Genomic DNA, 22,646 nt, shown 5'->3' with positions numbered 1-22,646 from the left:
TCTGAATGATCCTGTCCCACGAAAGGAAGTACGAACCGATGCCCTCCCCCACTAAGGTAGCTGTTGTCACCGGCGGCGGCGGTGCCTTCGGCAGCGCTATCGCCGCCCGCTTGTCGTCCGATGGATTCAAGGTCGCCGTCACTGACGCGAACCCGACACGGGCCGCCGAAGCAGCGGCACTGATCCCTGGCGCCTTCGCTTGCACGCTGGATGTCACGGACGACAAATCGGTGGGTGAGGCCATGGCCTGGATTGCCGAACGAACCGGACGCATCGACACTGTCGTCAACAATGCAGGTGTGGCACCGCCCGGTGGCATGAGGACCACCGAGCTCGAAGACTTCGATCGCACTTTGTCCATCAACCTCCGAGGCGCCTATCTGGTGACATCCGCGGCCATGGAATGGTTGGCTCACAGTGGATCCGAAGGACGGGTCATCATGATCGGTTCCAGGACCTGGTTATCCGGTGGCAACCCCGCATACACGGCTTCCAAGGCTGGCATCGTGGGTCTGTGCAGAACCGTTGCCCAAGAAATCGCGGCAACGGGCGGAACATGCAACGTGGTGGCTCCCGGCCCCGTCAACACCGGCTTCGTCGACGGGATGGGCATGGGCGAAACACGCGAAAGCAACTTTGAGCGCTATGCGGCGCAGACGCCGCTTCAACGGGTCGCGACACCGGCCGACGTGGCCGCTGCCACGTCATTCTTCGCGGGTCAAGACTCGTCATTTATCACCGGCGAGGTACTCCACGTTGCCGGCGGACTGCAACTGGCACCAAGGCTATAGGTAGGAAAACATGGGAATTTTTGCCGATCGCTTCGGAAAAGAAGTTGTCGTCGTCGGAGCGGGAACGATGGGTTCTGGCATCGCTGAAACCTTCGTGGGCCACGGCTGGGCTGTAAAGCTCGTCGACCCTTCCACAGAAACGTTGGAACGAGCGACTGAAAGGATAGCTGCAGCAGGTGGCAGCGGGTCCCTCATCACGGCATGTGACGTTGCCGAACTGGGCGGCGCTCGATTTGTCATTGAAACTGTTCCGGAGAATCCAGGCTTAAAGACGGCCGTGCTGAGCGCCGTCGAGCGTTTGCTGAAGCCCGAACTCCTCTGTACCAACACCAGTTCCCTAAGTGTCGGGGAGTTGCAGTCTGTGCTCGAACACCCCGATCGATTCATTGGACTGCACTTCTTTCAGCCAGTTCCCCGGACCAAGCTCATTGAAATCGTCACGACCTCCAGGACTTCACCGGAAACCCTTCAGTTCGCGCGCGCATGCGCTGAAGAATTGGGACGCAAACCGATTGTTGTTGCCGATTCACCGGGTTTCGCCACCAGTCGGCTTGGCATCGCGATTGGCCTCGAAGCCATTCGCATGGTTGAGGAAGACATCGCATCTGCTTCCGACATTGACGATGGGATGATCCTCGGCTATCAACATGGCGTGGGGCCGCTTCGCATGACGGACATGGTCGGCCTAGACACGCGGCTGGCGATCGGTGAGCATCTCGCCGCCACCCTGGGTCCACGTTTCGAGCCACCAGCATTGCTTCGAAAAATGGTTGATCAAGGAAAACTCGGCCGCAAGAGTGGCCAGGGATTCTTTAGCTGGCCTGAGGAAAAGTAGCCCCTAGCCATCGTGGACATACACCGGCTTGGATTGTCCGTCATGGCCAGTCCACGCTCCGGTCCGTTCACCTAGGGTCGAGAAGAACATCATTAGCGCACAGGACTTCTAGCCTTTGCAGGAAGGTATTCCATGACAGCCTCGAGTTCCATCACAAAGCAGCCGTCCCCCACGAAACACTCATCACCAACCAAAGTTGCGATTGCCAGTTTTATTGGCACAAGCATCGAATGGTTCGATTTCTTCCTCTACGGCACAGCCTCGGCGTTGGTCTTCGGCAAGCTGTTCTTCCCCACCGACGATCCACTGATGGGTACCTTGTTGGCCTTTGGTTCGTTTGGAGTTGGATTCGCTGCCCGACCCATAGGTGGCGCAGTCTTCGGAAATCTGGCAGACCGAGTGGGGCGCAAAAACACCTTGGTGATCACGCTGTTGATCATGGGAATTGCCACGGCCTGTATTGGCTTGCTCCCCACCCATGGCCAGATCGGTGTTGCAGCACCCCTGTTGCTGGTTTTCCTGCGTTTGGTCCAGGGCTTTGGCGTGGGTGGCGAATGGGGGGCCGCTGTTCTGATGGCCGTAGAACACGCACCCGCTAGCAAGAAGGGATTCTTCGGTTCGATTCCGCAGATGGGTGCTCCGGTTGGAATTCTCATGGCAACAGGTTCGTTTGCACTGTTGACGAGGCTGCCCGAGGAGGACTTCCTTGCGTGGGGATGGCGCATTCCGTTCCTTGCGAGTCTCGCGCTCGTTGTCATCGGCCTGATCATTCGGATATCCCTGACCGAATCACCCGAATTCCAGAAAATCGCTGCGGCTGGGCGCATCGAAAAGACCCCCATGATCAGCGCCGTTCGCGACCACTGGCGAGTCATCCTGATTGCAGCTGGTATCCGTTTCTCCGAAAACTCGGTGTTTTACGTTGTCACCGTATTCGCCATCACTTACGGTGTCGATGCCTTGGGCTTGGAACGCGGCCCCATGCTCAGCGCAGTGATGGTGTGTTCTGCGATTGAACTTGCCCTGATCCCTCTCTTCGGTCGAATGTCCGAAAGATTTGGACATCGACGGTTGTTCCTTGTTGCGGCCATGGGCTCCGTTGCTGTTGCGTTCCCATTCTTCATGCTTCTCAATACGGGCAATTTCTTCGTCATTGCCGGCGCGATGACAATCTGCATCGCACTTGCTGCGGTGATGTACGCCCTCGAACCTGCCATCATGAGTTCGCTCTTCCCAGCAGAAGTTCGCACCAGTGCCGTTTCACTCGGCTACCAGGTGGCGTCCGTGTTCGCCGGTGGGCTCTCTCCGTTCATCGCAGCCGGACTCTACGCGTGGTCGGGACGCCAGTGGTGGCCGATCGCGGCATACCTCATGGTGATGGGGCTGATCACCTTCGTTTCCGCACACTATGCCACGAAACTCGCGGCATCGCTCAAGGACCAGGAAACTCACGAAATGTGATTTGCCTAACCCCCATTGCAATGGTGGACTGTCCCTATTAGTAGTATTCAGATCGGCGGAAGGACCTCTATGACAATCCCAGCTGAAGCAGAAAGCAACCCCAACATCGGATCGCTACTTTCGGCTTCCTACCACCTCATGATGGGACGTATTCTCGGTGATCTGTCTGCTGCCGGGCACAAAGATCTGACCAAGACTGCATTACATGTTCTAGTGCGCATGGGGTCACAGCCAACCACTGCCGATGTACTCTGGCAGCGCTTGCAAATCCCACGCCAGATCCTTGCGAACTTGCTAGGACTACTTGCCGAGAACGAGTACGTCAGCGCGCTTGACAACTCAAGACAGACCAACTCGGGCAGCTTCCAGATTGCCGAACGCGGCATTGCTGCATTGAAGATCGTAGAATCGGCTCAGTCAAAGGTCGAAGCTGAATGGGCAGCCGACATCGGTGAAGAATCCTATGCGAAGCTTCGACGAGGCCTACTCGCGCTATTCCCTGCAGCGCTTCGTCAATCGACGCACAAATAATTTGATTCACTGTGGGTGTGTCATCCGAAGCCGGATGCCGCACCCACAATGCTTCGTAGTTCGCACTGTTAATCACAGTGAAAGTGCGCTCTCAAATTCATGGTTCCTGGCGCGAATCTACGTATCGCTTTCCTTGTCCACCAGCTCCATCAACCGCACCCTGTCCAAGGCGTTGATCAAGCTGGCCCCGGACAACCTTCAATTCACCGAGATCCCCATCAAGGACCTCCCGTTGTACAACTACGACTTCGACGCCAACTACCCGCCCGACGGCACCGCATTCAAACAGGCAGTCGAGTCTTCGGACGGCATATTGTTCGTCTCCCCCGAATACAACCGATCGATTCCCGGCGCACTGAAGAACGCCATCGACTGGGGTTCACGCCCCTGGGGTGCCAACTCCTTCGCCTGCAAGCCCAGTGGCATCATCGGTGCCTCCGTTGGCGCCATCGGCACCGCGGTCATGCAGTCATCCATGCGCAGCGTCCTCAGCTTCCTGGACGCCCCGCAGCTGAACTCCCCCGAGGGCTACATCGCCTTCAAGCCGGAGATCTTTGATGCCGAGGGCAACGTCTCCGACAGCGGGACTGCCGATTTCCTCGGCCACTACATGAGCGAGTTCGCAGCGTTTGTCGAGCGCGTCCTGGATGCCAATGCCGCAGGCCACATTGGCGATGCGGACCCGGTCGAGGCCCCGTAACGACAATCAGGGAGCGCGTTGCCGGGGCGGTCTACATGCCCCGGCAACGCGCTCCCGTTGTGTGCGGCCCGGGTTCCGGAAGTCCGGGAGCCTTCTGTTCACCGCTCCGATTGGAAACCTTCTCGCCCGGACTTTCAATCCCTTCGGCGATTCCCTGCGCGTTGGATCGCGCCCGCGGCAGCTCTCTGCCTCTCGTCCCCACCACCACGACGGACACGTCTAGTCTCCGTTTGATGCCGAGCAGGAAGCCCTTGCCACCTGCGAAGTTCATGGCTAGCGTACGACGATGAAAGGTGGTTCCAACATGCCAGGAGTTCAGCGCTGGGCCGTGATCGCGGCGTGGGGAGCATTCCTCGCGACAGTCCCCTCCGCGCTGTGGCGGATTCTCATGATCCTTGGACTGCTGCCCGGGACCGAGGCGCTCCGACAATTTGAGCTGGCCGGCGACCCTGTCGCGAATTACGTATACGTCTTCGCCTTGAGCGTGGTCCAACTCACCGCGGGCTTTCTCACGATCGGGCTTGTTCGGCCCTGGGGCGAGAGATTCCTGGGCCGGCGGGTACTTCTCGCACCGGTTCTCGTGGTCGCCATGCTTGGCGGTCTTGCCGTGACATGGCTATTCACCATTTGGATGACGACACAGGTCCTTGCCGGCCGCCGGCCCGACAACGGCCTGGTCTCCGGGATCCCGCTGGCAATCATGGTTGCCTGCTACGCACCGATGCTTCTCTGGGGACCGCTCGAGCTGGTGGCAACCTCCGGTTACTGGAAGCGACGCGCGGCTTTCCGCGGCGCCGCTCAGGGCATTGGCAGCGCAGACCGCGCCTAATGCGGCTTCCCGCCACGGAATGAGCCCGTAGCGGGAAGCCAGCCTCGTTCTTGGGGTGCGCCGGATCAGTTGCGGAAGCGGGAGAACACCTTATACATGTAGTCGCTGCCCTGGCGCAGCGCCTCGACGTAGATCCGCTCGTCGTTGCCGTGCATTCCGATGAGCTGGTCGTTGTCCAGCACGTACGGGTAGACGCCGTAGCCGGGGATGCCGCGGGCGCGCCACGGGGCCAGGGAGGTGCCGGCCTCGAAGAGCGCCGGGGCGAAGGCCGCGTCCGGGTAGGTCTCCTCCGCGGCTGCGCCCAGCGCCTTGAACAGCGGGGTGTCGATGTCCGCCGGCGGGGTGGCCCAGGTCTTGTCGAGTTCGGCCAGCGTTTCCTCCTCGCTCACTCCCTCGGCCACGGCCAGCGCCACCTCGACGTCACGCGCGGCCATCATCTCGCGCACCTGCGCCAGGAACTCGCGCGGCTTCTGTCCGCCGGGGATCGCCCGGCAGTTGATGCGCACGTGGGCCGAGGAGGGAATCACGTTCTCCTTGTATCCCGCGTCCTCGATGACGAAGGCGTGGGTGGTGCGCAGCAGGGCGCTGTGCAGCCACGGGTAGCTTGATTTGGAGACCATGACGCGGGCGGCGCGCTCGCGGGCGTTCTGGCTGCGGGCAGAGAGCAGCAACTCGACGGCCCGCTTGAACCCGGCGTCCTCCGAGGCCTTGGCAAGGGCGGAGAAGTATTCGCGGGTCACCTCGGTGAGGTGCACCGGCGCCTGCCAGTCGCCGAGTTCGGCAACCGCGCGGGAGAGCGCCACGATGGCGGAGTCGGGGTTGGGCTTGGAGGAGTGGGTCGCGGTCCCGCCGGCGGTCAGGTCCAGGTTGAAGTAGACCTTGTCCTGCCGGGTGGCGGTGATGAGCATCGGGGTGGTCTTGTCCTTCTGCGCCAGGAACCAGCCGCCCTCGGTCAGCACCATGCCGGCGTCCAGCTTGTCCCAGTGGTTGGCGGCCAGCCACCTCGAGCCGAAGGACCCGGCTTCCTCGTCGCAGTCGGTGAGAACGATGATGTCCCGGTCGAAGGTGGCGCCCTCGGAGATGTGCCGCAGCAGGGCACTGATCGTGGCCGAGTTGGCGCCCTTCATGTCCAGGGCCCCACGCCCGTAGACCTCGCCGTCGCGCACCTCTCCGGAGAACGGGTCCACCGTCCAGTTCTCGCGTTCCACCGGCACAACGTCGGAGTGGCCGAGGATGAGCAATGGTTTCTCGGTGCCCGTTCCGGGGATGCGCGCAATCAGGTGGACGTTGTTCGGCTGCGGGGTGTCGATGATTTCCACGGGAATGCCCGCGTTCTCCCACACGGCCTTGAGCATCTCGGCATGCGGCCGGGTGTCGGCGCCCTGCCCGAAGTTCTGCGTGTCGAAGCGGAGCATTCGCTGGAGCAGGTCGAGTGCGTCCTTGTCCGATTCCGGCACCGCCGAGGCGGCAGCTGCGGGGTTGGCCCCGGTTGTCGAGGCGAAGACTCCCCCGCCGACAACGCCGGCGGCACCCAGTGCGGCAACGCCTCCCAGGAATGTGCGGCGGCGCAGCGGCGTCTTTGCGGCCTCGCCCAAATCACGTGTGATGTCCATGTTTATACCCTCTTTGGTTTTGTGCAGTGCGAGTGCACGACCCACGCTTGCCGACTGCCCCGCACCGGTCAATGGGTGACCGCCGTCACAAGCGCCAAGCGGTCGCGGCGGCGAGACAAGCGGCGCGCGAGGCCCGTTCGTGACGACAATGCGACGCCAACACAGCACTGACATGGGTTTCGCCAGAATCGGCGTCGGCTTTGGAAGGACATTAGGTGCAGGCACAGGACGATCGGCTATATTCTCGCCCTGAAACGAATGGAAACATATATTTTCTTTCCTGCGGACCGGGAACCGGGCGAGAATCGGCAAGTACATTTCGCCGGTTTCCTTCTAGGCTTGCCATTAGTAACCTGCGGCACGGTGGTTCGCTCGCGAAATTTCCCCGCCGCTTTCGGTCTGGGATTCTCCTTCAGGGCCTGCCGACCGGAGTCCGCCCGAAGACCCGATTCCACGGGAATCACGTGACATACTTCGACCAACAGTGCCGGATGTGCAACCGTTAGGTGACGCCCACCCCTGTCAGAAAGCCAAGCCCTTGACACTGCCTTCATCGTCCGCCGATCCCGCCCACAACACGGTGCCGCGCAAAACGCCTCGCATCCACCGCGCCTGGCTTGTGGCCGCGGTGACGGTACTCGCCCTCGTGGCAGCCGCCGCCTTCCGCTCCACCACCGGCGCGTTCTTTGAGCCGCTGGAATCCGAGTTCGGGTGGACCCGTTCCCAGCTCTCCACCGCGGTGACGATCAATCTCGTGGTCTACGGATTGGTGGCGCCGTTCGCGGCGACGCTGCTGGAACGGTTCTCGATGCGCTTCGTAGCCGCCCTGGCCTTGGGTCTGGTCTCGGGCGGCGCCGGGCTCGCGGTCTTCGTATCCGAGGTGTGGCAGCTCTGGCTCCTGTGGGGCGGACTGGTGGGAATCGGCACCGGTGCCATTGCGCTGGTCTTTGGGGCGGTGGTGGCCAACCGCTGGTTCTCCGCGCGGCGCGGGCTGGTGATGGGAATCTTTTCCGCGGCCAACGCCTGCGGCCAGCTGATCTTCCTGCCCACCATCGTGCATCTCACCGGACTCCACGGCTGGCGCACCGCCTCGCTGCTGGTAGCGGGCTTTGCGCTGGCCATTGTTCCCCTGTTGTTCTGGCCGTTTGCCAACAGCCCGGCCGAGGCGAAGACCACGGCCTACGGTGCCGACGATGATGCGGACGCCGAGGCGGCACCGGCGAAAGCCCGCCCCGCCGGCAACGCCGTGGCCGAGACCCTGGGGGTGCTCCGCCATGCGATGAGGTTCCGGGCCTTCTGGATCCTGGCGTTCACGTTCTGGATCTGCGGCTGGTCAACCAACGGGCTGATCCAGACCCACTTCATTCCCGCATCCCACGACCACGGCATGCCGGCGACCACCGCCTCCGGGCTGCTGGCATTGATCGGCGTCTTCGACATCATCGGCACCATTGCCTCGGGCTGGCTGACCGACCGGGTGCGCCCGTGGCTGTTGCTGGTCTTCTACTACGGCCTGCGCGGGGCATCGCTGCTGACCGTCCACTCGCTGCTCGGCCCCACGGTGGAGCCGGTGCTGTGGATCTTCATTCTCTTCTACGGCTTGGACTGGGTGGCAACCGTCCCGCCCACCGTCGTGCTGTGCCGGCAATACTTCGGCCCGGTGCGGGCCGCGGTGGTCTTCGGCTGGGTCTTCGCCTTCCACATGGTCGGCGCCGGGGTTGGCGCGCTGACCGCGGGCATCGGCCGCGACGTGTCGGGCAGCTACCTGATCGCCTGTATCACCGCGGCGATCCTCTGCTTCCTCGCCGCCGCCAGCCTGTTCCTACTACCCGGATCCCGCAAGGCCGTTGAACCGACCCCTGAGCACATCACCGACGAGGTTGAATCGTCGCCCGTGGAGTAACTGCCACAAAGGCTGGCCCGCGATCGTGATCGCTGGCCAGCCTTTGCTGTGGAGCCGTTAGTTCTTCAACGCCGCCCGGACGGCGGGGAGCACCTCGGTGGCCAGCAGTTCGATGGAGCGCAGCGTCTGCGCCTGGGACAGGCCGCCGAGCCCGACCTGGGCCAGGAATCGGGTGTGGCCCAGGACCTCGTGCTCCCAGAGGATCTTCTCCACGATCTCCGCCGGGCTGCCGGCGAAGAGCGCCCGGCTCGGCGATGCCCAGGATTCGAAGGCCTCCCGGTCCAGGCGGCCGGCCCGCGGCATGTTCTGTCCGATGTAGGAGCTGTAGTGCGGGAAAAACGTGTCTCTGGCTCCCTGCGAGGTCTCCTCGACATAGAAGTGCGAGGTCACCCCGATCTGCCCGGGCTCGCGTCCCGCGGCAGCGGCGGAGCGGCGGTACAGTTCGGCCAGCGGCGCGAAGCGCGGCGGGTCCCCCAGGATGGCCAGGTACAGCGGCATGCCCAGCTTTCCGGCACGCACCGCCGAGGCGGGCGTCCCGCCCACGGCAGCCCAGATCGGCAGGGAGTCCTGGACCGGGCGCGGGAAGACACCTGCATCGTGCAGCGGCGGGCGGGTGCTGCCGCTCCACGTGACCGGGTTTTCGTCGCGGATTTTCAGCAGCAGCTCGAGCCGGTCATCGAAGTACTCGTCGTAGTGCTGCAGGTCCTGGCCGAAGAGCGGAAAAGACTCCAGGTAGGCGCCGCGCCCCGCAGTGAGCTCGGCCCGTCCGGAGCTGATCAAATCCAGCGTCGCGAAGTCCTCGAACACGCGCACCGGGTCCGCACTGGAGAGCACCGTGACGGTGCTGGTCAGGCGGATGTTCTTGGTTTGCGCGGCGGCGGCGGCAAGCACGACCGGCGGGGAGGAGACCGCAAAGTCCTCGCGGTGATGCTCCCCCACGCCAAAGACGTCGAGTCCGGCCTCGTCAGCCACCCGGGCCCATTCGAGAATGTCGCGCATGCGCGTGGCGGCGTCGATCGGCTTGCCGGCCGCATCGCGGGTGAGCTCGCCGAAGGTGAAGATTCCGATCTCGAACGGGTTGGCGGAACTCATGCGCCGGAGACCACCTCGGCGCCGATGTGGGCGGTGATGAAGTCGCGGACGTCGTCGAGCTCAGCGGCGTTGATGCCGTGGGCCAGTCCCGGGTAGACCTTCTCAACGAGAGCGGAGTGGGCCGGAAGGAATTCGGTGGTGCGGGTGATCGCGACCGGGGCAATGACCCGATCCTCGGACCCGCGGCCCCAGAACACGGCCGGAAGGTTTTCGCGCAGGTCCTCGTCGCCGGGCTGGGTCGCACCGAGGACGAATCCACCGAGGATCACCGGGGCGATCACGCGCTCGGGGCGGGTGCGCAGCAGTTGGCTGGCCATGAGCCCGCCCTGGGAGAAACCGATCGGCACGATGCGGGTGGCCGGGTCGACGTTTTCATCGATCCAGGCCCAGATGGCGGCGGTTGCCGCCTCTACCGGGGCAGCATCCGGGGCGCCCGGAGTGGTGATCTCGAACCAAGCGGCCCCGCCGTTGCCGAGCTCAAGCGGAGCACGCAAGGAGGCCCAGGGAAGGTCTAGCCCGAGTGCCGGGGCCAGTCCGCTGAGGTCCTGTTCGTTGGAACCGAAGCCGTGCAGAAAGAGCACGACCCCGTCGGGAACGTCGTTGGTGGTCCATCCGGTCGAGCGTACGTCGCGCAGTGTGGTGGTCATTCGGGGATCGGTTCCTTTGGTTGTGGGATCCGGGAGCCAAGTTGTGCCTCGGTTACCCAGCGCATCGGCGGGAGGTATGGAACGGCAGCCACCGATCACAGGGACGGTCGCGGAAAGTTCTCCTGTTCCAGCATACACTTATTGCTTGTAGCTTCAAGTGTTAAATGCGACTCTACCGCACGGGTTCCCGGTTTCCCCCAAGGCAACGAACGCCACCGAGAACGTTGTCGCCGGGGCGTTCCACAGGCAAGCAATGAACTAAGGAACAAACTCCGGAACCCATGCGCCGAAATGCTGGCGCTCCCGAATGACACCCCGCTAATCTTGGTCCCACATGGACTCTCCGGGCGCGATACGGTCATGTTCGGTTATCGCAGTTGAACGTATCAGCCAGACCGCGGCGGAGTACCAAGATGAGCGCGACGCAGTACAGAACGCGAGGAAGAGTCACCGCTCGTCGTTGTATTACCCGGTTTTCAAACTAGCTAAATCCGTCATCTCAACATTGAAGGAAACGCGAAAATGAAACTTGATCCACGCAGAACTGCCTTGATCGCCCTCCACGGCCAGGGTGACATCATCGGCGCAAACGGAGCATTCGCCGACTTCTTCCATGCGGAGATCGTCCGCCGTGGTGTCGTCAACAAGATTTCCGCCCTGCTGACTGTTGCACGGGATGCCGACGCAACGGTCATCTACACCAAAATCGTCTTCAAACCGGATTACAGCGACCTGAATACCAACTCGCCGCTACTCCAGATCGTCCAGCAAAAAGGAAGTCTCCAGGAGGGATCCGATCTCACCGAAATCATTGAAGCGCTGACCCCGGCCGGCAGCGACCTCGTGGTGACCAATCAGCGGGTCGGCGGATTCTCCCCGGAGCTGGTCAGCATCCTTGAGGACCGTGGGATCGATACGCTGCTCATCGCCGGTGTCGCGACCAACATATCCGTGGAGAGCACCGCGCGGGCGGCTTCGGACCACGGATATCGGGTGGTCGTCGTGGAAGACGCGTGTTCCGCGGCCACTCCCGAGGCTCATGCAGCAAGCATCGAATCGCTTGGACTTCTTACTTCCATCACCACCTCCAACGAACTTCACTGGGCACCGGTGGAAGAGCCCATCGAAGCCTAGAACGGTTGGACCATTGGGTGCCCCGGCGTGCCAAATCGCATATGAGGACACTGCGTCCACCGCGAGGCCTTTAGCAGTTGAGCTCGTTGCGAATTCCCCGGCAGGTAGCCAGCAAATTGGAAATCACGTCGGGGCGTTGCAATGCCTCGGCGCGGGATATCGGGGCGCTCAAGGACAGGGCCAGAACACGTGGACGATTCAATTGACCCACCGCCGCGCCGACGGCGCCAAGGTCCGGTTCAGTCAGCCCGAAATTCAAGGCGTAGCCCAGTTCCCGATCCCGCAGCAATCTTCCTTGCACCTTGGCCGCCGGCACGGGCGGCAGCATGCCACCGGCGCGTTGTGTTGCCCGCCCTTGTAAACCTGAACCACCGCCGATTTGTAAAAGTGAGCCAAAGCCGGCTGCCCGCCAGATGACGTGTGGGCCGGCAAGATCGTTCCAGTTCAGTCAACGAGTCGCTATGGCCGCGGACCATCGACCATGACTACTCAAGATTCGGACGCACCTTCGTCATTCGAGTGGGTAACAATGGGCAGAAAGAGACGCACAAGGCCAACGCGATCGTAGGATTCGCTTGTAGCTACTATCCGAAGAAACCTAATCAATATGTCTAGTCTCGAGGGTTCCGTGGTCCATTGCATTCCCGAAGCGCCTGACTTTCCCGAGAAATTGGCTGCAGAACGTGTCGTCTGGGAAAAGCTGCGCGAGTCCCTACCCGATGATGTGGTGCTACTGCACTCCGTTTCGGTTCGCCACGGAAAGTCTGAGCACGAAATAGATCTACTGGTCCTGTGGCCCAATGTCGGCCTAGCCGCGATCGAGGTCAAGGGCGGCCTGGTTAGCTGCGATCAGGCTCAGTGGTACCAATCGGATCGGCAAGGTCCGCATAGGATCCAAAATCCCATGGCTCAGGTCCAGGGAGCGGCGCACGCCTTCCAGGATTGGATTAGCGAGCGCATGGGAACTCGAATTAGCAGCCGGTTCGCTCATATTGTGTGTTTTCCCTATACATCCGTTAACCAAAACTGGGAAATGGCAGGGATCCCCCGTGAACTCGTGATTGATCAGAAGGATCTGTCAACAATTGAGCATCGACTTCGAAGTGCAATTGAGCTTCAGGGCGGCGGCTTCAGCGGTTTGGCTCCGACATTTGTGCAACGCATGCTCCCGCATTTGTCTGGCGATCTTGAAGCCATTCACGTAACGGAAGCCGAAGCCCGTGGTAACGAAGATGTTCAAAATTCCCTTACACAAAGACAAGCAACTCTGCTTTCAGCAACGCGGTCGCTGGATCGCGTCATGTTTGTGGGTGGAGCCGGCAGCGGAAAAACTTGGTTGGCGGTCGAAAAGGCGAAGGGTCTATGCGCTCAAAACAAGCGAGTGGGGCTCTTCTGCTACAACAAAGGACTCGGACAATTCCTCAAGTCTGAGGTCGCTCGTTGGCGTCAAAACAAACCAGTTCATACCGGGGAGTTTCATGAGTATGTACGTTCTCTCGGCATACCCGACGGCAAAGGCCAGACCTACTTTGATGTGGAGATGCCTCACCTGCTCCGAGAGCACGCTGACAAGATGGCCGAACATGAGAAATTCGATGCGATCATTGTCGACGAGGCCCAGGATTTCGCACCAGATTGGTGGGCGTCGCTCCTCGCCTGCACCAAGGACCCTCTGAACGGCCAGGTCTTCGCTTTTATGGATAACCGGCAGGACGTCTACCGACGATGGGACGGAGAACCACTGGGCGGGAGCTATGGGCAGGAATCACCTATGATTCCAATCCACGTTGATGAAAACCTTCGAAATACACGTCGGATCGCAGACACTTTCAAATCGCTGAATGGCGAACATTTCAAATCACGCGGTGGCACAGGCATGCCAGTTCGATTCGTCCAATGCGCCACGGAAGACGCCATCGATACGGCTTCAGACTGCGTTGATGCACTAGTTGATGAGGGCTGGGCCAACAACCAGATCGCACTACTGACCACTCATCGACGTCATCCCATCCATCAGGACGCATACGACAGCGGGACTATTGATACTGAATATTGGCAAGAATTTCATGCAGACAGCTCAGAATTCTACGGGCACGTGCTTGGATTCAAAGGACTGGAACGCTCAGTCATCATCCTGTGTGTCAACGGTTTCAAGGATCTGGACCGCGCCGTGGAATTGCTCTATGTCGGCTTCTCCCGTGCCCGATCCCTGCTCGTCGTTGTAGGTGACGAGAGCTTGATCGCAAAAGCTTGTGGTGACGAATTGAAGTCTGCCCTCGACGGTGCCGAATCTTGGAGACCGGTCATTGCCCTAAATACGACAGTTGACCCAAGATGAGACTAAGTATGTGCCACGATGAAACGTCGATTCGGTGAGAGAGTTCCTCGTTGGAATCGTGTCTCGAGAATCCGATGGATCCGATGGATCCGATACCCACTCTGGATATCTCGAGCCGCTTCATTCCATGAAGTTGCCTCGAATTTCCGGGGATCGGAGGCAGACCGTCGTGACCCCGGATCATCCTCGCGCTGCGCCATCAAAGTAGATAACCCCGCAAGAATGAATTCTGACCTTGCGCGGCCAAAACGCATTAGCACCCCTTATCAGGAGCCTCATGTCCAACAATCTTTCTCGGCCTTCCGGCCACCTTTTCGTCATCATGGGCGACATCCGGAACATCAATTGCGATGCGTGGCTGTTGCCGACGGATAGCATGCTGAACGTTTCCCCCTCGTGGCAAGACGACTCAGATCTAGTAGCGGGTATTCATAAGCTAAGGGGCACAGCATTCGAGCTTGGCGACGTGCTGGCTAAACCTCTTCCCTTACTGGACGGAGATCGCCCCCTTCCCATCGCAACGGCTGTTCCCCTTTATGGGTTGGATGCTCCATCGCAATTGAGGGCGCCATTAGATGCGTTTTTCGACGCTGCCGCCCAACAGCTGGAGACCGCCAACACCCCGTTGAAGTCAGGTAGGTCAAATCGACTACTTGCCGTTCCATTCTTCGGAACCGGCGGCGCCGGCGGGGACATGCAACGAGGCGAAATCATCAAGGTGTTGCTAGAGGGTCTTGCCGCCGGCACCGAGCGACACGGAGTAGACGCCGTCTTGGTGCTCTGGGATCCAGCTGCCTATGGTCTTGCCCAGTCAATGCGGCGCGCATCCGCCGATGCATGGCCAACCTTGGAAGAGCGCTTACAGGAGCAGGTTCGTCGCCTGACGGACATAGGAAGTCTCGGCAAGCTCGTGCCATTCATGGGAGCCGGCACAAGCGTGAGCGGCGGTGGACCGCAGTGGTCAACTCTGCTTAACGATCTTGCCAGCGAAATCGGTCTCGGCGAGCACAGGGAGGCTCTGCAAAAACTCGGTTCGCTAGACCAGGCGTCGTTGATTCAGGAACGATTCGCGGAACGGGCATCAAAAGACGCCGCTCGGTCAAATCAAGATTTTCGAGCAGCCATTGCATCGAAGGTTGCTCTAAAACGATACGGTCTGGCACCTGCACTTTTGGCATCTATCCCCTCGGACGGAGCAATCACCCTCAACTATGACGAGCTATTTGAGACAGCTTCCGCGGACCAAGGCAAGCCCCGATCCATCATCCCTTCGAGCACTGATTCAAACACCCACCAGCGATGGCTGCTCAAGCTCCACGGGACAGTCAGTCTCCCGGATTCGATCGTCTTGACCCGGGACGATTATCTGGGCTTCAAGGCGAACAAGCAAGCCCTCACCGGCTTGGTGCAGGCACACTTGATGACCCACCATATGTTGTTCGTCGGATTCGGCCTGAGCGATCAACACTTCCATGAGATCATCCACGACGTCCGCCGCGCCATTCCCCACACTTCCAATACCCCGCATGCACTGGGAACGGCATTGGTCTTAACGGAAGACGCTTTGCAACGTGGCCTCTGGGAGAAGCACTTAGACATCGTCCACATGTCCCCAGCCGACACGCCCCTTGAAGATGCGGGCAGAACCCTCGAAATATTCTTGGACATGCTCAGCGCTCGTCTGGCTGCCAACCACACATACCTGCTGGCCCATAAATACGAGGGCGCCCTCAGCGACCCCGACCGCCACTTGAGGGACAAATTGCTTGATCTTGCAGCGCATCTCCCCGAGGACGCCTCACCCGGGGCCATGAAGATCGTCCACACCATGATGGCATCGCTCGGGCACGAGCTGTAACCGTAAAATCCTGACCGCGCATCAATTTTGTGATTAGTTGCCCAACTTTGATTCGAGACATAGAACGGTTGGCCCCTTGGGTGACTCGGCGGCCCAGGTTGCACATGAGGGCATTGCGTCCACCGCGAGGCCTTTAGCAGTTGAGCTCGTTGCGAATTCCTCGGCAGGAAGCCAGCAAATTGGAAATCACGTAGGGGCGTTGCAATGCCTCGGCGCGGGATATCGGGACGCTCAATGACAGGGCCAGAACACGTGGACGATTCGCTTGACCTACCGCCGCGCCGACGGCGGCTAGGTCCGGTTCGGTCAGGCCGATGTTCAAGGCGTAGCCGCGTTCCTGCACCCCCCCGCCAGTTCGCCTTGCAGCCTGGCCAGCTCTTCGGCACCAAGCGTGCCGCCGGCGCGTTGGGTGACCCTCCCCTGATAGAGCTGAGCCACCGCAGACGCGGAGAGCAGGGCCAACGCCGCTTGGCCACCAGAGGACGTATGTGTGGGCAGCACCGTTCCGGCACGGTTCCCGATCCGCAACAGCTGCGGCCCTTCGACACTGAACAGAAACCGAGAGCTCGTTCCCACCCGCTCCACCAGGTTCACGGTCTCCCCCACTGCGGCAGCCAACTGCTTAAGACGCGGGCGTACCTGCGCGACGAGTTTGCGCACGGCGCTTTGTGGGTGTCCGGCAACAGGTTCGGTCCGGCGCAATAGCGATGCTGCTCATCCTGCAGCGCAAGGCCTCGGTAGACCAGCTGGATAGCTCGGCACCTACTTCCATGGTCCTACGCGCCGGAGGCCCAATGCTGCTTTGGGGAACCGGCCGGTTCATCCACCCCCTCCCGTCTTGGCATCGTGTGCAGGTCCTGGCTAAAACCCGAAGCCGCGAGTCTCGCGCACCGTGAGCACCGTGAAAGCTCCCACCACCAGCAGTAACACGATGGTGTAGATCCCGAAGTAGTTGTGGCCCGCATCCCCGGATCACGTGGCGAGCCCTGCCTGCAGGTACGCCAATGGTGCGTAGCGGTGCCGTTGCGTGCCCATTCGTTCTTTTACAGCAGGGTCAACCGCCGAAGCGCGTTGTTCACCGACTCGCTCGCTTTGGCAGACTTCTTGAGCCGGTCAGAAAGAAGGACACAAGATCGTTAGCGATCAAAACGAATACGCATTCGTTCCAAAAAGGTCTTCTTGTTGGCAAGGAAAAGGAACTTGACAGAAATGCGCACAACCCTCATCCTGTCAACTTCCAAATATGAAAGTTCTCCGGCATAAACAAACACGATTTGTCCGACGTCAGGAACGATCGGACTACCCGTTCCCCAGAATTCGGAGGGAGACCTTTTATAGAGTTCCCGAAGGCAAATCTGAGCAGTCCCCTCATTTCTAGCAACAGATTCAACTTCGTAAGCAAGGGCCTCGATATGGCTGTCGAAGTAGTTGGGGGTAGTCGCGCCTTTTTCGGCATAACTCCGACGCGCTTCCGCCAGTTTCTTACGACCTACAGAATCCGCAAACCGCACTGGTTCTATCCGGGTCGCCCTAAGCATCAACGCCCTGTCGCGATCAAACCCTGCATCCCGCGCATCTCGTGTATCCGTGCATGGATGTTTGGGCCAGGGCGGTCCAATTTCGTCGAAGTAGACACGACTGCCAAATTCATTCGCATAGAAGTAAACCTTCGCTCCACACACGGGACAGAATGCATTCGGATTCAACCAGCAGGTAAGCCCTGACGACCTAACCACGTTCGATCTTGCGATCGGCCTCGGCATCGCTGCCAGACTTCTTGAAGGCGATGCCACTTGTCGCATCGATTTGGAATAGGTGCGTCCGGTCGTCAGCGAACCAGTTCTAGTCACGAAGTGCTCAGATACCCATACTTGTTGACCATTTGGTCCTCTTCGGTAGTGACCGCGCCGGCGGAACGTAGTCATAAATCAATCCTGACTTAGTTTTCCGTATGAAAATTCCTTATATCACTTTTACTAAAAGTATTCAAGAGCATGCTGACTGATCTGGGCTTCAAGGGGACTCAATGCTCAACGAGGTTCATTCGGTGAATCATGCTAACCACTTATGGGTACCAAAACATAGACTTACAGGTTTGGTTGCCAACCCTTTCCTAGGTTGCCCGAATGGGCAAGAATAGTCATTAGCGTGCCACGGAGTTCGCCGACGTGAATACACCGACCGGCATCTCTCGATGCAGGTTCCAAGTGATGGCGATGGGCTTGGAGCCTTGGTGCTTCACGTAGTCGACTGCGCCCAAGCACGTGAATGGCAAGACGAGGCCATCAATGTCCTTCGAAGCGTCACGGGTAAAGAGCAAGATGTGTGAAGCGTGCTCTTTACGGTTCAAGTAGCGCTGGCCGGTCGGGCTGGTTGGACTGGTAGCGTTCTGCGATTCCCAGTGAAAGAGCCGTGGACTGATCGCATAATCCTTGTAAAGCGTGTTTGGGTTGTGGACCGTTTCATCCTTGTCCAGCGTCACGAAGAGCGCATCGGTGCTCGTCTCCGGACACCATGCCACCCCCTCCCGGTGGTTGACCCCCTTTCCCTGTTCCAAAGAACCGTACTCAAGTGCCGCAAGGACTTCAGACCGCCAGTACGTGGCATGCGAGTAAAGTGGAATCTGTTGCAGCCCAAGAGGAAGTCCCTTCGGCGCATGAGCGCTACGGTCCACACCGCGTGCAAACGCGGCACGCAGCTCTTCAACCAGATACCCATTTGCACGAATCTGATTCAGCCCTTGGTCATAGGAGTCGAATCCACCGCCGTCGTCCCAAAACGTATAGAACAACATGCGCGCAAATATCTGGATCCGCGGCTCCGACTCCGCGTAACGCGGTGCATCTTTGGAAAGCAGCGCCGAATAAGCATCAGCACGCTCGGCGTCGTCAACATGGAGGAAGCGAGTGACCCGCTTGAGCAGATCGCGTTCCTCATCACGCTGGACATCACCGAATACGACAAGACCTTCCTCCCAGGGAGAACGCGATGAGATCAAGCCGGCTCCACGGATCAGATCGGTCCACGAATCCCCCGTCTTGCGGTAGACATCTTTGACGTCTCGGCCGGACTCCTCGAGATAGTCATCCAGTCCGATCAGCCCATGGGACTTGATGTCACGAATCAGCGCACGTTTGTTCAGCTTGAGCTGCGAACGAATATTTTCCAGCACGATATTACGCGCCACCCGATCGAGCATCAGCTGGCAGCCCGAGGGCAACCCGGGCGCACCATCATCGATGATGCGTTCGAGCTTCTTCCGTGGCACATCCAGTAGAGCGCGGTACTTGACGTCGAAGCGGAATTCCCTGCGTTGCTGTCCAATGAAGTCAAGCACGGTGAGCACCGCCTTGTCGTCGGCGCGACGCAGTCCGCGTCCGAGTTGTTGGAGGAAGATCGTCGAGCTCTGCGTGGGACGCAGCAGGAGGATGGTGTCGATCTCCGGTACGTCGAGACCCTCGTTGAAGAGGTCAACGGCAAAGATGCAGTTCAGTTCGCGGGCACGCAGCTTGGCCAGCGCTCCCTCGCGTTCCTCGGTGGTTGATATTCCCGACACGGCCACCGATGGGATTCCCGCCTCGTTGAAGACCTTCGCCATGTAGTGCGCGTGCTGGACCGAGACGCAGAAACCAAGTGCACGCATCATGGACGTGCTGAGCACCTTGTCACGAAGTTCGTTGATGATCTTCAGTGCACGAATGTCATTACCCGTGTACACATTGCTGAGTTGTTCCAGGTCGTAGGAGCCGCGCCTCCATTCGATAGCGGTGAGGTCGACGTCGTCTGCCACACCGAAGTAGTGGAAGGGAACCAACAGGTCGGCGTCCAAGGCATCCCAGAGGCGCAGCTCCGAGGCAATCCTGCCGTCAAAGTAAGTGTCGGCAACATTGATGCCGTCGCCGCGTTCGGGCGTTGCCGTAAGTCCAAGGAGCTCGATAGGATTCAGATGCTCGATGAGCCGGCGGTACGAGGATGCCTCGGCATGGTGGAACTCGTCGATCACCACAATTTCAAAGGTTCGCGGTTCGACCTTGGAGCGCCCGAAGGCGGCCAGAGACTGGACACTGGCGAACACCTGTTTCCAGGCCTCCGGTTTTTGTCCATCCACGAACAGTTCTCCGAAGGAGCCCTTACCCAGGACCTTGCGATACGTTTTGAGCGATTGCTCGAGGATCTCCTTGCGGTGCGCCACGAACAAGAGCGTAAGTTCCCGGCCTGCGGCTTCGCACAGGCGTTTGTAATCCAGCGCTGCGAGCACGGTCTTGCCGGTCCCCGTCGCGGCAACCACCAAGTTCCGATGTTCGTTGCGGTTGGTACGGGCAGCCTCGAGTTCTTCCAGCATTTCCTTTTGGTGCAATAACGGAAGCACTTCGAGCCCGGTGGATCCGAGCATCCGTTCTGCCGTGGTTCCACCTGCCCGCTTCAATGCTGCGTCCAGGCGCTCTGCATCCTTCTCCGGATCGTAGGGAACGAAGGCGTCGTCTTCCCAGTAGCTGTCGAATGTCATCGAGAACTTTTGCAGGAGACCGGGAGTCGCCACGCCAGAGAGCCGGACATTCCATTCGAGCCCGTCAAGCAGTGCCGGACGGCTGAGGTTGGAGCTCCCGACGTAAGCGGTGTCGAATCCGGAATTCCGGTGGAACATCCAGGCCTTGGCGTGGAGCCGGGTCGCATTGGTCTCGTAGTTGATGCGGACTTCTGCGCCGAATCGACGAACTAGTTCGTCAATGGCGTGGCGTTGGGTTGCGCCCATATAGGTCGTGGTGATGACCCGTATCGGGATGCCGTAATCCTTGAGTACCTCGAGCGATTCTGAAAGGAGTCGCAAGCCTTCCCATTTGATGAAAGCGCACAACAGATCAACGCGATCCGCTGAGGAGAGTTCGGCTCGCAGTTCGGCGGCCAATTGCGGATCTTCGCGGCTGTTTGTGAGCAGGGCAGCCGAGCTCAATGAGGTCTGCGGTCGTTTGAACGAGCGAGTACGGACACCATCGTCGCGTTGCAGCTTCATAAGTTTCTGGGGACCTGGAAGCACATCTTCGGTGTGCCCGACAATGGCGAGAAGCTGGTTGGTCAACGCAATCATCTGGTCAGGTTCAAGCGCGCTTAATCGTGCCTCAATCGCATGGCCAAGAAATCGAGCCAATTCACCCGGGGCAGTTTCGGCGTTGACCGATTCCACGAAGCGCGTGTATCCGGTCAAGGATTGCAACCGACCAGCCAGATGATCCGTAATCAGACTCTCGAAAATTCCTTCACCCAAGTCGAAAGCGCTATTTGCTTCACGGTTGTCCATCCTGCCAGGTTACTGGACCGGCCGGACGATTCGTTTCATTCCGAATAGAGACTTCACGATGACGCGGCGACTTCCTGCGGCCGGCAGAACGATCATCGCCTGACAGTTCCGGTACCGTTGCCTGCCCGCAGTTACTGCAAACCTTCTTCGCTGGGAATGATTGTGTCGGTGGTCCCCGCCCGCGCCATCTGGATCAAACCCCGCAGTGGCCACCCGGACATCGAGGGCCGGTCGATCTCAGTTAGTCCTCATTCCGCATGCTCTGCTGCGCGCCCTGAAACAGGATGGACTGGGCATCCTTGCGTAGTCCTCGTTCGATATGGTCTCAGCAGGGGACCCTGTGGCTAATTCCGTTCCTTTTCACGACTGCTGGCGTCACTGACCGTTACAAAGACTTAGCACTCTCATCAGGACGAGCTGAGCTCGTGCATGAATGAAACGCTGGTAATCGTCCCTGAGCCTGACTTTGTCATCTTCTGTGTAGGGCCCTGCCGAGGCCAGCTCGTCATACGGGATCAGGTGGGATGCTAGTCGGTCCCGGATTGCACTCTCGCCAACATCAGAACGGTCGACTCGGTCATTCAGATATTGCAAAGGTGCCTTGTTGGAGATGTTTCTGTTGGTGGACCACGTTATGAGGGCACAGTTGAGCGCACGATATGAAGACTGCTGACCAACGGCTCCGATCTGGTTCAGCAGAGAATCCGGAAAAAGATGATGGTATTCACGATGCACAAGATTGCCGCTATTTACCGTTTGGTCGTCAGCTATGTCCCGTGCTCCCTCGCGCAGGGTGGCCGCAAGGATCCCCCTCGCAATGACGTCCCTATTGCGCGGCCATGAGGCAGACTCGAGATCCATCGACGTCGGCAGCGGGTTCATATCTTCGTCAAAAATCGGGACCGAGGTCCAGTCGGTTTCTTCTCCAAGCAGTAGTCTCCGCAGGCCTCTGAAATCCTGAAGTGCACGAGACGAAGCTGACTGGTCATAACGACGGGTGATGAACGATCGCCAAAGATAGGCTCGCAGCAACCGCCTTACATTGCCTGCTTCATCCAATGAGAGTGGTATGTACTCGGCAAGGGCAGCGAGGACGGGAATCGGTGTGACAGACGGAAGGCGTTGCTTGTCGTAAACACGCTCTGACTCCAAAAACTCAACGACCCACTTGATTCCGTCTACGACCTGTGACCATTCAGCGGCAAGCGTCTCGTAGTTGAGCAGTGAGTAACTTCGTTGTGTTGCGGGTCGATCGGAACGCAAAGCGGCAACATCGAGTACGAGCGATCCGGTTTCGAAGTATCTCGTCACCGCAGGCACCGCTGTTTCCAAATCTTCAACGAGATCGTGCAGGGATTGCCCTGTTGCTTCTTCCAACTGTGCCACTACGATGTCGTAGGCGCTCAGGCGAACCGACGACGTATTCATCTTGATGAAAACGTCCAGTGCTACATCTTTGGGTGTTGTAACCGGCAGGCTCAAATACGGGATGTTGTAGATCGCTACCTCGTGGGCCAGCTCGCTGATCTGTGAATTGAGTTTCCAGGCCCTTGCGTGGTCATCGTTCATTGCCGCAAGCACCCACTCATCTCGTCCGGATGTAGTCAACGGGTTAAGG

The 22,646-nt window shown here is 59.5% G+C and carries 18 protein-coding genes; 10 read left to right on the top strand and 8 right to left on the bottom strand.

Annotation, left to right across the window (positions count from 1 at the left end):
* Positions 1–5: 5 nt before the first annotated feature.
* The 6 genes from KRR55_RS01070 to KRR55_RS01045 all read left to right on the top strand — a co-directional run bounded on the left by KRR55_RS01070 (position 6) and on the right by KRR55_RS01045 (position 5,147).
* Positions 6–791 (top strand): SDR family NAD(P)-dependent oxidoreductase, encoded by a 786-nt coding sequence (locus KRR55_RS01070; RefSeq protein ID WP_217387191.1) that lies wholly within the window; start codon positions 6–8, stop codon positions 789–791.
* 10 nt (positions 792–801) lie between these two features.
* The gene (locus KRR55_RS01065; protein WP_217387190.1) at positions 802–1,626 is read left to right on the top strand and encodes a 3-hydroxyacyl-CoA dehydrogenase family protein; all 825 of its coding nucleotides are present in this window, start codon (positions 802–804) and stop codon (positions 1,624–1,626) included.
* 132 nt (positions 1,627–1,758) lie between these two features.
* Positions 1,759–3,087, top strand: a complete 1,329-nt coding sequence (locus KRR55_RS01060) for an MFS transporter (protein WP_217387189.1) — start codon at positions 1,759–1,761, stop codon at positions 3,085–3,087.
* A 69-nt stretch (positions 3,088–3,156) separates the two neighbouring features.
* Complete coding sequence (locus KRR55_RS01055; RefSeq protein ID WP_217387188.1) at positions 3,157–3,618, top strand: hypothetical protein; 462 nt, start codon at positions 3,157–3,159, stop codon at positions 3,616–3,618.
* Positions 3,619–3,751: 133 nt separating this feature from the next.
* Complete coding sequence (locus tag KRR55_RS01050) at positions 3,752–4,318, top strand: NADPH-dependent FMN reductase (protein ID WP_336245004.1); 567 nt, start codon at positions 3,752–3,754, stop codon at positions 4,316–4,318.
* A 304-nt stretch (positions 4,319–4,622) separates the two neighbouring features.
* Positions 4,623–5,147 carry a hypothetical protein gene (locus KRR55_RS01045; RefSeq protein ID WP_217387186.1) on the top strand — a complete coding sequence of 175 codons (525 nt, stop codon included), beginning with the start codon at positions 4,623–4,625 and terminating at the stop codon, positions 5,145–5,147.
* A 65-nt stretch (positions 5,148–5,212) separates the two neighbouring features.
* Here KRR55_RS01045 and KRR55_RS01040 read toward each other — a convergent pair whose 3' ends face one another.
* Entirely contained in the window at positions 5,213–6,760 is a 1,548-nt protein-coding gene (locus tag KRR55_RS01040; protein WP_217387185.1) for a M20/M25/M40 family metallo-hydrolase, read from the bottom strand.
* Positions 6,761–7,298: 538 nt separating this feature from the next.
* Here KRR55_RS01040 and KRR55_RS01035 point away from each other — a divergent pair.
* On the top strand, positions 7,299–8,663 hold the full coding sequence (locus tag KRR55_RS01035; protein ID WP_254455723.1) for an MFS transporter: 1,365 nt from the start codon (positions 7,299–7,301) through the stop codon (positions 8,661–8,663).
* A 57-nt stretch (positions 8,664–8,720) separates the two neighbouring features.
* Here KRR55_RS01035 and KRR55_RS01030 read toward each other — a convergent pair whose 3' ends face one another.
* Both KRR55_RS01030 and KRR55_RS01025 read right to left on the bottom strand, forming a co-directional pair.
* The gene (locus KRR55_RS01030) at positions 8,721–9,755 is read right to left on the bottom strand and encodes an LLM class flavin-dependent oxidoreductase (RefSeq protein WP_217387184.1); all 1,035 of its coding nucleotides are present in this window, start codon (positions 9,753–9,755) and stop codon (positions 8,721–8,723) included.
* Positions 9,752–10,402 (bottom strand): alpha/beta hydrolase, encoded by a 651-nt coding sequence (locus KRR55_RS01025; RefSeq protein ID WP_217387183.1) that lies wholly within the window; start codon positions 10,400–10,402, stop codon positions 9,752–9,754. The genes KRR55_RS01030 and KRR55_RS01025 overlap by 4 nt, the downstream gene beginning before the upstream one ends.
* A gap of 522 nt (positions 10,403–10,924) precedes the next feature.
* Here KRR55_RS01025 and KRR55_RS01020 point away from each other — a divergent pair.
* Positions 10,925–11,536: a cysteine hydrolase family protein gene (locus KRR55_RS01020; protein WP_254455722.1), complete on the top strand. Its 612-nt coding sequence runs from the start codon at positions 10,925–10,927 to the stop codon at positions 11,534–11,536.
* Positions 11,537–11,606: 70 nt separating this feature from the next.
* On the opposite strand, the gene KRR55_RS01015 is transcribed toward KRR55_RS01020, so the two are convergent.
* Positions 11,607–11,864 (bottom strand): IclR family transcriptional regulator, encoded by a 258-nt coding sequence (locus KRR55_RS01015; protein ID WP_217387182.1) that lies wholly within the window; start codon positions 11,862–11,864, stop codon positions 11,607–11,609.
* A 279-nt stretch (positions 11,865–12,143) separates the two neighbouring features.
* Between KRR55_RS01015 and KRR55_RS01010 the strand changes: the two genes are divergently transcribed.
* Together KRR55_RS01010 and KRR55_RS01005 are read left to right on the top strand one after the other, a co-directional pair.
* Positions 12,144–13,874, top strand: coding sequence for a nuclease-related domain-containing DEAD/DEAH box helicase (locus KRR55_RS01010; protein ID WP_217387181.1), 1,731 nt, complete (start codon positions 12,144–12,146; stop codon positions 13,872–13,874).
* 277 nt (positions 13,875–14,151) lie between these two features.
* Complete coding sequence (locus KRR55_RS01005; RefSeq protein WP_217387180.1) at positions 14,152–15,732, top strand: SIR2 family NAD-dependent protein deacylase; 1,581 nt, start codon at positions 14,152–14,154, stop codon at positions 15,730–15,732.
* A 318-nt stretch (positions 15,733–16,050) separates the two neighbouring features.
* On the opposite strand, the gene KRR55_RS20715 is transcribed toward KRR55_RS01005, so the two are convergent.
* The 4 genes from KRR55_RS20715 to KRR55_RS00985 form a co-directional block, all read right to left on the bottom strand.
* Positions 16,051–16,392 carry an IclR family transcriptional regulator domain-containing protein gene (locus tag KRR55_RS20715; protein WP_418888819.1) on the bottom strand — a complete coding sequence of 114 codons (342 nt, stop codon included), beginning with the start codon at positions 16,390–16,392 and terminating at the stop codon, positions 16,051–16,053.
* A 476-nt stretch (positions 16,393–16,868) separates the two neighbouring features.
* The gene (locus tag KRR55_RS00995) at positions 16,869–17,438 is read right to left on the bottom strand and encodes a hypothetical protein (RefSeq protein ID WP_217387178.1); all 570 of its coding nucleotides are present in this window, start codon (positions 17,436–17,438) and stop codon (positions 16,869–16,871) included.
* 437 nt (positions 17,439–17,875) lie between these two features.
* A complete protein-coding gene (locus KRR55_RS00990) occupies positions 17,876–21,028 on the bottom strand; it encodes a DEAD/DEAH box helicase (RefSeq protein WP_217387177.1) in 3,153 nt (1,050 codons plus the stop codon).
* 375 nt (positions 21,029–21,403) lie between these two features.
* Positions 21,404–22,597: a hypothetical protein gene (locus KRR55_RS00985; protein WP_217387176.1), complete on the bottom strand. Its 1,194-nt coding sequence runs from the start codon at positions 22,595–22,597 to the stop codon at positions 21,404–21,406.
* Positions 22,598–22,646 lie beyond the last annotated feature (49 nt).

It is taken from the genome of Paeniglutamicibacter quisquiliarum (assembly GCF_019084045.1).
GTDB classification, from domain to species: domain Bacteria; phylum Actinomycetota; class Actinomycetes; order Actinomycetales; family Micrococcaceae; genus Paeniglutamicibacter; species Paeniglutamicibacter quisquiliarum.
The sequence above is the reverse complement of the archived record's forward strand: the minus strand, read 5'-3'. Positions and strand labels throughout refer to the sequence as shown.

Coding starts and splice junctions, on each gene's coding strand:
- KRR55_RS01040 (WP_217387185.1), bottom strand. CDS start 6,760: ATGGACATCACACGTGATTTGGGCGAGGCCGCAAAGACGCCGCTGCGC.
- KRR55_RS01005 (WP_217387180.1), top strand. CDS start 14,152: ATGTCCAACAATCTTTCTCGGCCTTCCGGCCACCTTTTCGTCATCATG.
- KRR55_RS01025 (WP_217387183.1), bottom strand. CDS start 10,402: ATGACCACCACACTGCGCGACGTACGCTCGACCGGATGGACCACCAAC.
- KRR55_RS01055 (WP_217387188.1), top strand. CDS start 3,157: ATGACAATCCCAGCTGAAGCAGAAAGCAACCCCAACATCGGATCGCTA.
- KRR55_RS00990 (WP_217387177.1), bottom strand. CDS start 21,028: ATGGACAACCGTGAAGCAAATAGCGCTTTCGACTTGGGTGAAGGAATT.
- KRR55_RS01070 (WP_217387191.1), top strand. CDS start 6: ATGATCCTGTCCCACGAAAGGAAGTACGAACCGATGCCCTCCCCCACT.
- KRR55_RS01030 (WP_217387184.1), bottom strand. CDS start 9,755: ATGAGTTCCGCCAACCCGTTCGAGATCGGAATCTTCACCTTCGGCGAG.
- KRR55_RS01045 (WP_217387186.1), top strand. CDS start 4,623: ATGCCAGGAGTTCAGCGCTGGGCCGTGATCGCGGCGTGGGGAGCATTC.
- KRR55_RS01065 (WP_217387190.1), top strand. CDS start 802: ATGGGAATTTTTGCCGATCGCTTCGGAAAAGAAGTTGTCGTCGTCGGA.
- KRR55_RS01060 (WP_217387189.1), top strand. CDS start 1,759: ATGACAGCCTCGAGTTCCATCACAAAGCAGCCGTCCCCCACGAAACAC.
- KRR55_RS01015 (WP_217387182.1), bottom strand. CDS start 11,864: ATGCTGCCGCCCGTGCCGGCGGCCAAGGTGCAAGGAAGATTGCTGCGG.
- KRR55_RS01020 (WP_254455722.1), top strand. CDS start 10,925: ATGAAACTTGATCCACGCAGAACTGCCTTGATCGCCCTCCACGGCCAG.
- KRR55_RS00985 (WP_217387176.1), bottom strand. CDS start 22,597: ATGAACGATGACCACGCAAGGGCCTGGAAACTCAATTCACAGATCAGC.
- KRR55_RS01010 (WP_217387181.1), top strand. CDS start 12,144: ATGTCTAGTCTCGAGGGTTCCGTGGTCCATTGCATTCCCGAAGCGCCT.